Origin of the sequence: Micromonospora sp. M61, assembly GCF_018070245.1 — a bacterium.
Lineage (GTDB): Bacteria > Actinomycetota > Actinomycetes > Mycobacteriales > Micromonosporaceae > Micromonospora > Micromonospora zamorensis.
Window position 1 is genome coordinate 1 of sequence record NZ_JAGPYA010000074.1, and the last position, 14,277, is coordinate 14,277.

Genomic DNA, 14,277 nt, shown 5'->3' on the forward strand with positions numbered 1-14,277 from the left:
ACCGCAACGACTCACTCGCAGCCCGACCCAACCCGATCTGCTCCCGCTCAAACGGACTCAACCTCGACGCCATAACCACCCCAACGAACATCACGGAAGGGTGTTGCAACCACCGGTTGAGCCCGCCAAGCCCTTGCCCCGAGCCAGGATCGGCTCCCGAGCCGTCGCCCTCGTTGCGGCCCTCGCGGCGGCGCTGCTCGCGGCGTGCACCCCGGGTGATCCACCGGCCGCATCGTCGCCGGCCGCCACGGCCGCGGCACCGCCCGCGACACGGGTGACCGCCCCGCCGCTCGCCGACTTCTGCCCGGTCGCCATGCCACCGAGCTGGCAGGACGCGATCCGTGACAGTCGCCTTCCGCAGGAGCCCGGGGAACGGTGGGCGGCGCTCACCCCGGCGCCGGATGGCCGCTCCGCGTTCGCCACCGTGCAGCGCGGCGGCTCGATGACGCTGGTCTGGCAGCAGGAGGACGGCCAACGGAGGGAGGTGGCCACCATGCCAGACATGTTCACCTTCCCACTGTGGGGCGTCTTCGACGGGCGCTGGCTGGTGTACGCGCGCAGCAGCCTGGCGCGGGCGGCACCCCACGGCGGCGGTGGCTCCGAACTCTTCTCCTGGGACGCGCAGTCGGGGGCCGCACCACGGCAGGTACTGGGCACCGGGGACTTCCTCTTCCGGCCCCCGTTGCGCGACGGGAAGCTCGCCGTCACCAGGATCCTCGGCGAGGACCGGAACGAGCTGACCCTGCACGATCTGGCTGCCGGGACGGTCCGCACTGTGGCCACCGGGCCGGTGGGCGGTGTCGGGTTCCACGGCGCCGACCTGCTCTGGTTCGATCGGGCCACGGGTCGCCTGAACGCGGTCGGTCCGGACGGTAGGGCTGGGTCCGCGCCGCAGCCGAGCCCGGGACCGGGCACCACAGTCGACGTGACCACCGACGGCCGGACCACGGCCTGGGTGTCGCGCGACGAGCGCACCCTGACCGTCTGGCGACCGGACTGGGCGGCACCGGTCCGCGTGTTCCGGGTGACCCCTCCGCCGGCTCCGGCTGCCGCTACCTCGTTGCCACCGGGCACCAGGCCCCCGACCGTCGACCCCTTCCACAAGATCAGCAGGCCCACGGCCGTCGGGGACCTGGTGATCTTCGAGTACCACCTGGGTTGGTATGTGGCCGACCTGCGAACCGGGTCGTACGTGCGGCTGACCGCCGATCACGCCCACGCTGTCGTCTCGGGTCAGGCGCTGCTGGTGGGACAACAACTCGGACCCCGCACAGCAGCACGCGTACTCGCTGCTGCGCCCGGACCGGCTGCCGCCACTGCCGGCCTGCCCGTGACCACCGGAGCGCAACTGCCGGGCGGCTGGTCGAGCTGATCCGGCGACTGCACGGGCCCGCCTGCCGCGAGCGGCGGCGGATGCGCCGGAGAGCGTGATGACTCAGAGGCATATTGATGCCTCTGAGTCATCACGCTCAACGCGGTGACCGCCTCCGTAGACGTCACGGCGCGTATCGCTCGCGCCGGACCGCCCGCCGCCCTGATCGACAGGGCTGTCAGGCGACGACGGAGACCATCCGGCCCTTCACCACGATGACCTTGCGGGGTTCCTTACCGGCCAGCGCTGCGGCCACCGCCTCCAGGGCAGCCGCGCGGACGGCCTCCTCGGCGGTGTCGGCGGGGACCTCGATGCGGCCACGGACCTTGCCGTTGACCTGCACCGGATAGGTCACCGTGTCCGCCACCAGCAGCGCCGGGTCGGCGGTCGGGAAATCCGCGTACGTCAGTGAGGTGTCGTGGCCCAGCTTGCGCCACAGCTCCTCGGCCAGGTGCGGGGCGAACGGCGCCACCATCAGCACCAGCGGCTCGGCCACCTCGCGGGGCGTCGCCGACAGCCCGGTCAGCCCGTTGGTCAACTGGATCAGCTTGGCGATCGCGGTGTTGAACCGGATGCCGTCCATGTCGCCACGGACCCCGTCGATCACCGTGTGCAGCAACCGGCGGGTCGCCCCGTCGGCTGGGTCCTCGGTGACCCGCAGCGCCCCGGTCTGCTCGTCGACGACGGCCCGCCAGACCCGCTGCAGGAACCGGTACGAGCCGACCACCGCCCTGGTCTCCCAGGGGCGGGACACCTCCAGCGGGCCCATCGACATCTCGTACACCCGGAAGGTGTCCGCGCCGTACGCGGCGCACATGTCGTCGGGGGTCACCACGTTCTTCAGCGACTTGCCCATCTTGCCGTACTCGCGGTTGACCGTCAGGTCACCCAGGTAGTAGGCGCCGTCGCGCTCCATGACCTCCTCGGCCTGCACGTAACTGCCGCGCGAGTCGGTGTACGCGTACGCCTGGATCATGCCCTGGTTGAACAGCTTGCGGAACGGCTCGAACGACGACACGTGACCCAGGTCGTACAGCACCTTGTGCCAGAACCGCGCGTACAGCAGGTGCAGCACGGCGTGCTCGGCGCCGCCGACGTACAGGTCGGTGCCCCCGCAGTCGCCGTCGCCGCGCGGGCCCATCCAGTACTGCTCGTTCTCCGCGTCGACGAACCGGTCGCTGTTGGTCGGGTCCAGGTAGCGCAGCTCGTACCAGCAGGAGCCGGCCCACTGCGGCATCACGTTGGTCTCGCGGGTGTAGCGCTGCGGCCCGTCACCCAGATCCAGCTCGACCTCGACCCAGTCGCGCCGCCGCGACAGCGGGGTCTCCGGGTTGCTGTCGGCGTCGTCGGGGGCGAACGTCTTCGGCGAGAAGTCGTCCACCTCCGGCAGCTCCACCGGCAGCATCTCCTCCGGCAGGGCGATGGCCGCGCCGGTGGAGTCGTAGACGATCGGGAACGGCTCGCCCCAGTAACGCTGGCGGGAGAACAGCCAGTCGCGCAGCCGGTAGGTCACCGCGCCGGTGCCGTGCCCGTTCGCCTCCAGCCAGGAGATGATCGCCGCCTTGGCGTCGGCGACCCCCAGGCCGTTCAGGTCCAGGCCGCGCTCGGGCGCGGCGCTGTTGATCGCCGGGCCGTCCCCGGTGTACGCCTTGCCGTCGAAGCCCTCCGCCGGCTGCACGGTGCGCACGATGGGCAGCTCGAAGACCTCGGCGAACGCCCAGTCCCGCTCGTCCTGAGCCGGCACCGCCATGATCGCGCCGGTGCCGTAGCCGGCCAGCACGTAGTCGGCGATGAAGATCGGGATCTGCCCGCCGGTGACCGGGTTGGTGGCGTACGCGCCGATGAAGACGCCGGTCTTCTCCTTGGTGTCGGACTGCCGCTCGACGTCGGTCTTGGCCGCTGCCGTCTTGCGGTACGCCTCGACGGCCGCCCGGGGGCTGGCGTGCCCGCCGGTCCAGGCGTCCCTCGTCCCGTCCGGCCAGGCGGCCGGCACCAGCGGGTCGACCAGCTCGTGCTCGGGCGCCAGCACCATGTAGGTGGCACCGAAGACGGTGTCCGGTCGGGTCGTGAACACCCGCACCGGCGCCTGCCCGGTGGGGAAGTCGATGTGCGCACCGGTGGAACGGCCGATCCAGTTGCGCTGCATCAGCTTGATCGGCTCGGGCCAGTCCAGGGTGTCCAGGTCGTCGATCAGGCGGTCGCCGTACGCGGTGATCCGCATCATCCACTGCTTCAGGTTGCGCTTGAAGACCGGGAAGTTGCCCCGCTCCGAGCGGCCGTCGGCGGTGACCTCCTCGTTGGCCAGCACGGTGCCCAGCCCCGGGCACCAGTTCACCGGGGCCTGCGAGACGTACGCCAGGCGGTGGTCGTCGACGACCTGGCGGCGCTCGGCGACGCTCAGCTCGGCCCACGCCCGGCCGTCCGGGGTGGACCGGTTGCCACCCTCGAACTCCGCGATCAGCTCCGCGATCGGGCGGGCCCGGCCGGCGTCACGGTCGTACCAGGAGTTGAAGATCTGCAGGAAGATCCACTGGGTCCAGCGGTAGAAGTCGGTGTCGATGGTGGCCACCGAGCGGCGCTCGTCGTGCGCCAGCCCCAGCCGGCGCAGCTGCGCCTTGTACCGCTCGATGTTCGCGACCGTCGTGGTCCTCGGGTGGGTGCCGGTCTGCACCGCGTACTGCTCGGCGGGCAGGCCGAACGCGTCGAAGCCCATCGCGTGCAGCACGTTGCGGCCGGCCATCCGCTGGTAGCGGGCGTAGCAGTCGGTGCCGATGTAGCCCAGCGGGTGGCCGACGTGCAGGCCGGCGCCGGACGGGTACGGGAACATGTCCAGCACGTACAGCTTTTCCGCGCCGGCGCGGGGGTGGGTCGGGTCGGCCAGCGGGCCGGTCGGGTTCGGTGCGTGGAAGGTGCCCTCGCGCGCCCAGATGTCCTGCCAACGAATCTCGATCTCGTCGGCCAGGGCCGCGGTGTACCGGAACGGGGGAATGTCGCCCGCCGGTGCGGCTGCCTCACTCATCGTCTCTCCTCGCTTCGCTTCGCTTCGTCTCGGCACCACCGGGCCGGGCCGGCGGCGGGCACAAAAAAGCCCCTCGCACAGGAGGGGCCGCCGTGCTGTCGCTGCGTTCAGCGCATCAGCACGGCCCGGTAAGAAGCAGGAAGACTCCGGCCATGTCCGGCAGTGTACCCCGCGCGCCGTTGCCCATGCCGGCCCCCGGGGTGAGGTCGGATCCGGTCCCCCGACATGGCGAATATCGGTGCGTAACCGACGGACTACCTGCGGGGGTCGGCGATAACGACAAACATGGTTAGCCTGAGAGACCAGTGAGATTCCTGCGGCAGACGAGGCTCGACGTCGCGAACCCAACGGCGGGTCCAGGTGCTCTATACAGAGCTGCCGTCATGGCGACGAGGAGGAGGCCCGTGACACAACAGACCTGGGACGAGGTGGGCGGCCTATTGCCGCACGACGAGTTCCGCGCCGCCAGCGAGGCCATCGTGGCCAACATCGAGCAGGTCATCGAGGGTAAGACCGCCACCGTGCGGCTCGCCCTGGCCGTCCTGCTCGCCGAGGGTCACCTCCTGATCGAAGACGTGCCGGGTGTCGGCAAGACCAAGCTGGCCAAGGCCCTGGCGCGGTCCATCGACTGCACGGTGCGACGGATCCAGTTCACCCCCGACCTGCTGCCCAGCGACGTCACCGGCGTCAGCGTCTACAACCAGGAGACCCACGACTTCGAGTTCCGTCCCGGTGCCGTGTTCGCCAACCTGGTGGTCGGCGACGAGATCAACCGGGCCTCGCCGAAGACCCAGTCGGCGTTGCTGGAGTGCATGGAGGAACGGCAGGTCACCGTCGACGGTGTCACCTACCAGCTCCAGACCCCCTTCATGGTCATCGCCACCCAGAACCCGATCGAGATGGAGGGGACCTACCCGCTGCCCGAGGCGCAGCGCGACCGGTTCACCGCCCGTATCGCGATGGGCTACCCGGACTCCAACGCCGAGCTGGCCATGCTCGACGGGCACGGGGCCACCGACCCGCTGAACGAGCTGCGCTCGGTCTCCGACGCGGCCATCGTCCGACAGCTCATCGCCACCGTCCGGCAGGTGCACGTCGCGGACGCGGTCAAGCAGTACGCGATCGACCTGGTCACCGCCACCCGCGAGGCACCTGACCTGCGGCTCGGCGCCTCCCCGCGGGCGACCCTGCAACTGCTGCGCACCGCCCGGGCGGTCGCCGCCCTGGAGGGTCGCGACTACGTGCTCCCCGACGACCTGCAGGCCCTGGCGGTGCCGGTGCTCGCGCACCGGATCATCCCGACGGCCGACGCGCAGCTCGCCCGACGCACCACCGACGCGATCGTCTCCGAGCTGGTGCACCGCCTGCCGTTGCCACACGACAGGCAGCGCAACCCGTACGACACCCGCCCCGGCACCGGCACCGGCAACGGCCGCGCGCCCTACGAGCCGCGGAGGCCATGACGTGCGTGCCGGGCTACGCGGGCTGACCACCCGCGGGCGCTCCTTCCTCGCCGCCGCCATCGCGGCGGCGATCTCGGCCGCCATCCTGGGCGAGAAGGACCTGCTCCGGGTGGCTGTGCTGTTGGCCATCCTGCCGTTGCTGGCCGCGGCCTACGTCGGGCGCAGCCGCTACAAGCTGGCCTGCAACCGTTCACTGGACCCGCACCGGGTTCCGGTCGGCGCCAACTCCCGGGTGGTGCTGCGCCTGCAGAACCTCTCCCGGCTGCCGACCGGCACCCTGCTCCTGGAGGACCGGCTGCCCTACGCGCTGGGCAGCCGGCCCCGGGTGGTGTTGGAGCGGCTCGGCGCGCACCAGGCCACCTCCGTGGCGTACACCGTCCGTGCCGACGTTCGGGGTCGCTACGACGTGGGCCCGCTGGTGGTCCGGATGACCGACCCGTTCGGTCTCTGCGAGCTCACCAGGTCCTTCCCCAGCACCGACCACCTGACGGTCATCCCGCAGGTCACCGCACTGCCGTCGGTCCGGCTCCCCGGGGAGTACGCGGGCAGCGGCGACAGCCGGGCCCGCTCGGTGGCGGTGCACGGCGAGGACGACGCGGCGACCCGGGAATACCGGCGTGGCGACGACCTGCGCCGGGTGCACTGGAAGTCCACGGCACGCACCGGCGAGCTGATGGTGCGTCGCGAGGAGCAGCCGTGGGAGAGCCGGGCCACTGTCGTCCTGGACACCCGCGCGTACGGCCACCGCGGCGAGGGGCCGACGGCCAGTTTCGAGTGGTCCGTCTCCGCCGCCGCGAGCATCGCCGTCCACCTGCGCCAGGCCGGCTACAAGTTGCGCCTGGTCACCGGCTCGGGGGCGGATGTCGACGCCTCGGAGGCCGGCGGTGACGGGGCGCTGCTCGATCACCTCGCGGAGGTCCGACTGGATCAGCGCGCGGAGCTGACCGACCTCGTGCAACGGGTCCGCCAACGCGCCGACGGTGGTCTGATCATCGGGCTGTTCGGCACGGTGAGCGTGGCCGAGGCCGAGCTACTGGCCGGCCTGCGGGGCAACGGCGCCACCTGCGTCGGCTTCCTGCTGAACAGCTCCACCTGGCTCAGCCTGCCGGAGAAGGCCCGTGCCGAGGCGGAACGCGCGCACGCCGCCGCCGTCCTCGCCATGCTGCAGAGCGGTTGGCGGGTGGTCGGTGTCGACCACGGCGGCCGACTGCCCGCGCTGTGGCCGCAGGCCGGCCGGGGCTCCCAGGGCTTCGCGCTTCGCGCCGCACTGGCCGAGACGGTGGCCGGCGGCGTGCGATGAACGGAAGGTTCCCCTCATGATCGCCAGTCGGAACATCGGCCTGGTGGCGGCCACGGCCACCCTGCTGGCCGCCGCGCCGCTGTCGGCCATCTTCCAGAGCTGGACGTGGCTCATCCAGTCCGTCATCGCGGTCGCCGTGGTGGCCGGGGTGGCCGCGTTGACCCGCCTCGCCCGGGCCCCCCTGTGGGGTCAGGTGCTGGGCATGCTGGCCGGCCTGCTCCTTGCCCTGACCTGGTTGTTCCCCAGCGGCGCGGAGCTGCTCGCCGTCCTGCCCACGCCGGGCACGCTCGCGCACTTCAACGATCTGCTCGCCGGTTCCATGCAGGACATGCGCTCGTACGGCGTCGAGGTCCCCGACACCGACCCGCTGCTGTTCATCACCGTGCTCGGCGTCGGTGGGGTCGCCGTCCTGGTCGACGTACTGGCCGTCGGGTTGCGCCGACCCGCGCTGGCGGGGCTGCCGATGCTCGCCATCTACTCGGTGCCGGTCGCCGTCTACGTGGACAGCGTCCCCGCGGTGCCGTTCGTGGTGGGCGCCGCCGGTTACCTCTGGCTGCTGGTCACCGACAACGTGGACCGCGTACGCCGCTTCGGGCGCCGCTTCACCGGTGACGGCCGTGACGTCGACGTGTGGGAGGCCTCGCCGCTGGCGTCCGCCGGCCGCCGGCTCGCGGCGGTCGGGGTGGCTCTGGCGGTGATGCTGCCGCTGGCGGTGCCCGGCATGACCGGCGGGCTGCTCGACTCCCTCAGCCGGAGTTCGGGCAACGGCACCGGCAACGGCACCGGCTCGGGCGGCACATCGGGTCGGATCGACCTGTTCGCCTCGCTCGCCGGCCAGCTCAACCAGTCCCAGGTAGCCGATCTGGTCAAGGTCACCACGTCCGAACAGAGCCCGTTCTACCTGCGCTACGCGGTCGCCGACGAGCTGCGCCCGGGTGGTTTCCAGGCGCGCAGCCCGAGCGGTCGGCCCGCCAACCGGGACCTGCCGGACCCGGCCAAACCGGCCGATCGGGGCGTGCAGCAGACCACCTACCGGGCGACCGTCGAGGTCACCAAGAGCCTGAGCATGGGGCTGATGCCGGTGTACGCCGAGCCGGTGCGCACCGAGGACCTCAACGGCAACTGGCTCTACGACCCCAACCAGCAGGTCGTCTTCTCCAACCGGGAAAACTCCCGGGGCCGCAAGTACTCCTTCGACTACGTCCGCTCGACATACACTCCGGCGGTGCTGCGGGCCGCGCAGCCGCTCGGGGCCGACCTCCCGGTACGCCGGCAGCTGACCGCCACCCCCGAGCGGGTGCCGGAGGTGGAAGAGCTGGTCAAGGGGCTGGTCCAGGGCAAGCGCACCGACTACGACCGGGTGCTGGCCATCTACCAGCACTTCTCGGCGGACAACGGGTTCAGCTACCGGTTGAGCACCGAGAGCGGCAGCAGCGGGCAGGACATCGTCAACTTCCTGACCAACAAGGTCGGCTACTGCCAGCAGTACGCCGCCGGGATGGCCTGGCTGGTCCGCGCGGCCGGGATCCCAGCCCGTGTGGCCTTCGGCTTCACCAACGGCAGCAAGCGCGACGGTGACACCTTCACGCTGACCAACCTCAACCTGCACGCCTGGACCGAGGTCTTCTTCAACGGCCTCGGTTGGGTGCCCTTCGACGCCACCCCGGCGTCCGGGGTGCCCGGTTCCACCCGGTCGGCCTGGGCACCGGACACCGACGCACCGGATCCGACCACCCCGGGCACGGGTGTCACGGACGCCCCGACGGGCCCCGAGGCCTCAGCTGGGCCGGCCGGCCCGGACAACGCCGACCGGGACACCGACGAGGGGCTTGCCCTCGGCGGAACGACGCCCGACGAACAGCCGCCGACCTGGCCCTGGTGGGCGGCCGGCATGCTGGCCCTGCTGCTGCTCCTGGCGGTGCCTGCTCTGCGCCGGGTCGCGCTGCGGCGCCGACGCGGTGGCCGGGCGGCGAGCGCCACGGTGGCCGCCACCACCGTCGCCGACGGCACCGAGCCGGGGACCCGCCTGGTCACGGTCGCCGCGGACGCCAACCGCGCCCGCGCGGACGCGCACGCCGCCTGGTCGGAGCTGCTCGACACCCTGGTGGACTTCCGGGTTCCGGTCGACCTCACCGAGACGCCGAGGGCGACCGCGGACCGGCTCATCCGGGACACCCTCAGCGACGACACCGCCGCTGTGGAGTCGGCGCGGTTGCTCGGCAAGGCGGAGGAACGGGCCCGCTACGCGCGGGATCCGCTGACCGGTGAGCGGTTGCTGCCGGCGCTGCGCACGGTCCGCGGGGCGCTCGCCGCACGGGCGGACCGACGGACCCGCATCTTCGCCGCCGTGTTGCCGCCGTCGGTGCTGCTGCGGTGGAGGACCGGCATGGCGGACACGTCCGGTCGAATGGCGGCGCTGACCGGGCGGACCCGGTACCGACTGCTGCGCTGGAACCCACGACGGCTGATGGCCGACCGGGCGGCGCGCTGAACAACGCAGGTCCAGGTGTGGGGCGGCGGTCGGTGGACCGCCGCCCCACTCTGCATCAGTCGCCACCGCCCAGCGCCCCCGGCGCGGGTCACCCCGCCCCGCCACCCGCGTCGGTCCCCCGTCGCCCGTCGACCCGTGGGCCAACGAGCCAGCGAGCCAGCGAGCCAGCGAGCCATGATCAGTTGATGGTCAGTAGTTGCAAACGGCTTCCCGCAACTACTGACCATCAAGTGATCACGGAATGCGGAGCACGATCATGGGGAAAGGGGGCCGCAAGGCTGCCGTGGGCTGGGTCAGCGTTTCCGGGAGAGCCGGCGCTCGCGCCCGGGGAGACACGAGAGAGACCGGCGGAAAGGGGACCGCCAGAAGGAAGACCGCGGGAAGGAAGACCGCGGGAAGGAAGACCGCGGGAAGGAAGACCGCGGGAAGGAAGATCACCGGCAAGGAAGCCGCCGGATAGGAGGCGGCACGCAGAGGGGCGCGCGGATGCCACTGAGGTCGCCGGCGGGAATGCCCGGCGACCCACTCGTCGCGACGTACGGCCGCCTCAGCGGCGTACGTCCCGCCTCAGGGGCGGGACTGGCCTACCGGTGTCCCTCCGGGCGCTGCCGCCACCTGTCCTCCATGCGGTCCAGGAGTGACGACTTGCGACCGGATCGGCCACCGCGGGGGCGACGACGACTCGTCGTGCCGCCCACCACGTGCAGGTCAGGTGATTGTGCCCGCCGGTGCGACTGGTACGCGAACGCGGCCGACGCCAGCATGACGACGAAGCCCGCCACCGCCAGCGGTGGAGTCTTGATCACCGCGCCATAGACCAGTAGAGCCAAGCCAGCGATGATGACGCCGGCGGCGACGAGCAGGCGACGCCGCGCATGGAAGCGCGGATCGCTGGCGCGCACGGCCGAGGCGAATTTGGGGTCCTCGGCAAGCGACTGCTCGATCTGCTCGAACAGCCGCTGCTCGTGCTCCGAGAGCGGCACGGCACTCCTCCCCGGTCACGTTGGTCGGGCCCATTCGGGCCGACAGACCGTGGCAGCCATCCGGCTGCTTACCCGCAAGTCTACGAGGGGGCTCGCGCGTCGGAAAGCGGGACGACCTACGGGTGGGGTGGATTTTCGTTTCGACGGCTGTCACGGTCGCCCATCAGACTGGCCGGACCTATGACGGACCGCCCGAAACGGGCAGCAGCGGCGTCCACGGCAGCTTCCGCTTCGCGCCAACCATGCTCGGGCGCGCCGAGGGTGAGCTGCCGGGGAGCGCCCTGCGCCGGGGCGAGCCCTTCGACCCGGACGCCGACGAGTCGGATCCGCTCACCCGGGTCCAAAACGGTGTAGAGCGCCCAAACCGTGTCGAACATCTCGCGGGCGGTGTCGGTGGGCACGTCGAGGGTGCGAGAGCGGCTCACGGTGCGGAAGTCGGCCAGCCGGACCTTGAGGGCGACGGTGCGCCCAACCTGCCCGGAGCCTCGCAGCCGGACGCCGACCTTCGCGCTGAGCGCGAGCAGCGCGCGGCGGATCTCCAGTGGGTCGGCCACGTCGACGTCGAAGGTCACCTCGGCGCCGATCGACTTGTCGACGTGCTCCGGGCTGACCCCGCGCGGGTCCCGTCCCCAGGCCAACTCGTGCAGGTGTGCCGCCGAGGCGGCGCCGACCGCCCGACGGATCATGCCCACCGGCGCCTCGGCGAGATCGCCGACGGTGGTCAGGCCGAGCCGGCGCAGCGACTCCGCGGCGCGCTCCCCCACCCCCCACAGCGCGTCCACCGGCAACGGGTGCAGGAAGTCGAGCACCTGCCCCGGGGGCACCACCAGCAACCCGTCCGGCTTGGCCCGGGTGGAGCCCAGCTTGGCCACGAACTTGCTCGGCGCCACCCCGACCGAGCAGGTCAGCGCCTGCTCGGTCGCGACCCGACGGCGGATCAGCCGGGCGATGGTGGCCGGGGAGCCGAAGAGCCGGCGGGCGCCGGTCACGTCGAGGAACGCCTCGTCGAGGGACAACGGCTCGACCAGCGGGGTGACGTCGCGGAAGATCTGCATGACCGCCCGGGAGGCCTCGGTGTAGGCGGTGAAGTCAGGTGGCAGGTAGACGGCGTGCGGGCACCGGGCTCGGGCCTGACTGGTCGGCATCGCGCTGCGCACGCCGTACCGGCGGGCCTCGTAGCTGGCCGAGCTGACCACCCCGCGTGGCCCGACGCCGCCGACGACCACCGGCCGGCCGCGCAGCTCGGGTCGGCGGCGCACCTCGACGGCGGCGAAGAACGCATCCATGTCGACGTGCAGGATCGGGCTGCCGGAGTCGTCGGCGTCCGGCCCGAAGCGCGGATCGTCGTCGCCCCGGGGCAACGACTGGCTGCGGCCCATCCCGGCAGGTTAACCCGGAGGTACGACACCACCAGTCACCGGCGGGCCGCACCGGTACGCCGGTCAGCCGCGGACGACCAGCAGGGGCACAGTCAGCTCGGCCGCGGTGTCCGACCCGTGGTACGCCACCAGCTTCGACGCCATCGGCCGCTCGGTGCGGCTGGCCATGACCGCGTACGTGTCGTTGCAGGTCACCACCACGTCGCCGATCCGCCCCAGGTGTTCCTCGGGCACCGGACCGAACCAGCCGGTGGCCACCACCTCGTCGCGGGTGCGTACCCGCGCCGCGTCGCCCAGCACCTCGGACCAGGCGGCCCGCACGTCGTCGACCGCGCCCTCCTCGACGTGCAGGTAGCGCACCCGGGCCTCACCGGCCACCACCCGCACCCCGGCGCGCAGCCGTGGGTCGGTGTCCAGGTCGAAGCGGTGGTCGGCGGGAATGTCGAGCTGGCCGTGATCGGCGGTCACCAGCAGTGCCGCGTCCGACGGCAGCCCGTCGACCAACCGGGCGATCAGGGCGTCCACCTCGGTGGCGGCGACCCGCCAGGGTGCTGAGTCGACGCCGCTGAGGTGGCCGTGCCGGTCCAGGTCGGCGTGGTAGCCGGAGACCAGGGTCGGGCCCGGGCCGGCGGCCAGCGCGGCCAGCATGGCGGCGGCCACCGCGTCCCCACCGGCGGCGCCCCGGAAGTCGCCGCCCCGGTTGGCGGCGAGGGTCAGCCCACTGCCGCCGAACTCCGGCCGGCTCACCACTGTCACCGTCACACCGGCGGCGCGGGCCCGTTCCAGCTGGGTGGGCACCGGCTGCCAGTGCAGCGGCGACGGGTCCGCGGCCCAGTCGGTGTGGGTGAGCACCCGGTCGGTGCCGGGCACCCGCACGGTGAAGCCGAGCACCCCGTGCGCGCCCGGCGCGACGCCGGTGCCGAGCGTCACCAGGCTGGTCGGTGTGGTGGACGGGAAACCGGCGATGATCGGCCGGGCCACCGTGGCGGCGAGCCCGGCGAGGGTCGGCGCGTACGGGGCGGCGGTCGGCAGCTGGTACCAGCCGAGCCCGTCGACCAGGAGCACGGCGATCCGGCGTACCCCGGCCAACGCGGGGACGAGCGCGAGCGGGTCGGCCGAGCCGGGAACGCCCAGCACGGCGAGCGCGCTGGGCAGCACGTCGGCGAGACGGCCGCCGCCGTGGTGAGGCCCGAGGACCGTCAGCGGCGCCTCAGGTGGCGTGTCGCTCATGCCGGCCGGCGGGCGAAGAGGTGCAGTTGGGCGGCCAGGTCCCGGTACGGAGGTTGGGCGGCCAGCGCGCGTTCCAACTCGACCAGGGCGGCGGACTGCCCGTCGGCGACCGCGGCCGGCAGCAGGTCGGCGAGCACGCGTACCCCGTGGATCTCCTCGACCACGAGACCGGCGGCGCCGAGCAGCGCGGCGGCGCCCGGGGCGTCGTAGCGTCGGCGCAGCGTGTCCCGTGGTCCGGCGGTGCCGGCCGGGTCGGCGGCCAGCGCGGTCGCGACGTCGAGGTGGCCGTTCATCGCGCGGCCCAGCACGGCGGCGGCCCGCCCGGCCACGAGCACACTGGCCGCGCCGCCCGGACGCAGCGCGGTGGCCAACGCGGTCACCACCGGTGCCGGGTCGTCGACCACCTCCAGCACGGAGTGGCAGAGGACCAGGTCGACGCCGGCCGGCTCGACCAGCCCGGCGAGGGCGTCGCCGTCGCCCTGCACGGCGGCGATCCGGTCGGCCACGCCGGCCTCGGCGGCCCGGCGGGTGAGCGCGGCGAGCGCGTCGGGGCTGGCGTCGACCACTGTGACGCGGTGCCCGGCGCGGGCCAGCGGAACGGCGAAACCGCCGGTGCCGCCACCCACGTCCAGCACGGTCAGCTCGACGTCGCCGCGCCGGTCCAGCTCGGCGCGGAGCACCGACCAGATCACGGCGGTACGGGGGGTCAGCGGCGGCCCGGTGAACCGGCCTCGGGTCTGCTCCACCCGGTCGAGCCTAGTCACCTGGTCCATCCTCGCTGCGGACGTGTGGCGGGTGCACCCGCCACACGTCCGGTCGGGTGTGCGGTGCCAGGGTCGGTCAGGACTCGGTGCCTTCGGCCTCGTCCTCCGCCTGGGACCGGCGCTCGTTGGCCACCGGGCCGTTGGTCACCTCGTACTCCCGGGGGTCGGCGAGGTGCGACGGCACCCAACCGGCACCCAGCCGGGTCCGCCGAGCGTTGGCGATTCCACCGGTGTACGCGTGATTGCCCGTCACTTGTCATTCCCCCTCACGGATCA

The 14,277-nt window shown here is 72.5% G+C and carries 10 protein-coding genes; 4 read left to right on the forward strand and 6 right to left on the reverse strand.

All coding sequences use genetic code 11. The features are described 5' to 3' along the window. Positions 1–100: 100 nt before the first annotated feature. Entirely contained in the window at positions 101–1,372 is a 1,272-nt protein-coding gene (locus KBX34_RS29205) for a hypothetical protein (protein ID WP_210928183.1), read from the forward strand. A gap of 178 nt (positions 1,373–1,550) precedes the next feature. Here KBX34_RS29205 and leuS read toward each other — a convergent pair whose 3' ends face one another. After that, positions 1,551–4,391 (reverse strand): leucine--tRNA ligase, encoded by a 2,841-nt coding sequence (leuS, locus tag KBX34_RS29210; RefSeq protein ID WP_210928185.1) that lies wholly within the window; start codon positions 4,389–4,391, stop codon positions 1,551–1,553. Between the two features lie 404 nt (positions 4,392–4,795). On the opposite strand from leuS, the gene KBX34_RS29215 reads away from it, so the two are divergent. Genes KBX34_RS29215 through KBX34_RS29225 form a run of 3 tightly spaced genes read left to right on the forward strand, consistent with a single transcriptional unit; the run spans position 4,796 to position 9,645 of the window. Then, entirely contained in the window at positions 4,796–5,854 is a 1,059-nt protein-coding gene (locus tag KBX34_RS29215) for a MoxR family ATPase (RefSeq protein ID WP_088949391.1), read from the forward strand. Between the two features lies 1 nt (position 5,855). After that, positions 5,856–7,154, forward strand: a complete 1,299-nt coding sequence (locus KBX34_RS29220) for a DUF58 domain-containing protein (protein WP_088949392.1) — start codon at positions 5,856–5,858, stop codon at positions 7,152–7,154. Between the two features lie 16 nt (positions 7,155–7,170). Further along, positions 7,171–9,645 carry a DUF3488 and transglutaminase-like domain-containing protein gene (locus KBX34_RS29225; protein WP_210793872.1) on the forward strand — a complete coding sequence of 825 codons (2,475 nt, stop codon included), beginning with the start codon at positions 7,171–7,173 and terminating at the stop codon, positions 9,643–9,645. A 584-nt stretch (positions 9,646–10,229) separates the two neighbouring features. Here KBX34_RS29225 and KBX34_RS29235 read toward each other — a convergent pair. From KBX34_RS29235 to KBX34_RS29255, 5 genes are all read right to left on the reverse strand, one after another. Then, a complete protein-coding gene (locus KBX34_RS29235) occupies positions 10,230–10,628 on the reverse strand; it encodes a DUF3040 domain-containing protein (RefSeq protein ID WP_088949394.1) in 399 nt (132 codons plus the stop codon). A gap of 116 nt (positions 10,629–10,744) precedes the next feature. Continuing rightward, positions 10,745–12,007, reverse strand: a complete 1,263-nt coding sequence (locus tag KBX34_RS29240; protein WP_088949395.1) for a DNA polymerase IV — start codon at positions 12,005–12,007, stop codon at positions 10,745–10,747. Positions 12,008–12,070: 63 nt separating this feature from the next. Continuing rightward, the gene (locus KBX34_RS29245) at positions 12,071–13,237 is read right to left on the reverse strand and encodes an alkaline phosphatase family protein (protein WP_210793870.1); all 1,167 of its coding nucleotides are present in this window, start codon (positions 13,235–13,237) and stop codon (positions 12,071–12,073) included. After that, complete coding sequence (locus tag KBX34_RS29250) at positions 13,234–14,010, reverse strand: methyltransferase domain-containing protein (protein ID WP_210793869.1); 777 nt, start codon at positions 14,008–14,010, stop codon at positions 13,234–13,236. Before KBX34_RS29250 ends, KBX34_RS29245 begins: the two co-directional genes overlap by 4 nt. 67 nt (positions 14,011–14,077) lie before the next feature. After that, positions 14,078–14,254: a hypothetical protein gene (locus KBX34_RS29255; RefSeq protein WP_172862076.1), complete on the reverse strand. Its 177-nt coding sequence runs from the start codon at positions 14,252–14,254 to the stop codon at positions 14,078–14,080. Positions 14,255–14,277 lie beyond the last annotated feature (23 nt).

Bases quoted from the DNA above. Each gene is read 5' to 3' on its own strand.
- KBX34_RS29240 (WP_088949395.1), bottom strand. From the start codon at position 12,007: ATGGGCCGCAGCCAGTCGTTGCCCCGGGGCGACGACGATCCGCGCTTC.
- KBX34_RS29245 (WP_210793870.1), bottom strand. From the start codon at position 13,237: ATGAGCGACACGCCACCTGAGGCGCCGCTGACGGTCCTCGGGCCTCAC.
- leuS (WP_210928185.1), bottom strand. From the start codon at position 4,391: ATGAGTGAGGCAGCCGCACCGGCGGGCGACATTCCCCCGTTCCGGTAC.
- KBX34_RS29225 (WP_210793872.1), top strand. From the start codon at position 7,171: ATGATCGCCAGTCGGAACATCGGCCTGGTGGCGGCCACGGCCACCCTG.
- KBX34_RS29250 (WP_210793869.1), bottom strand. From the start codon at position 14,010: ATGGACCAGGTGACTAGGCTCGACCGGGTGGAGCAGACCCGAGGCCGG.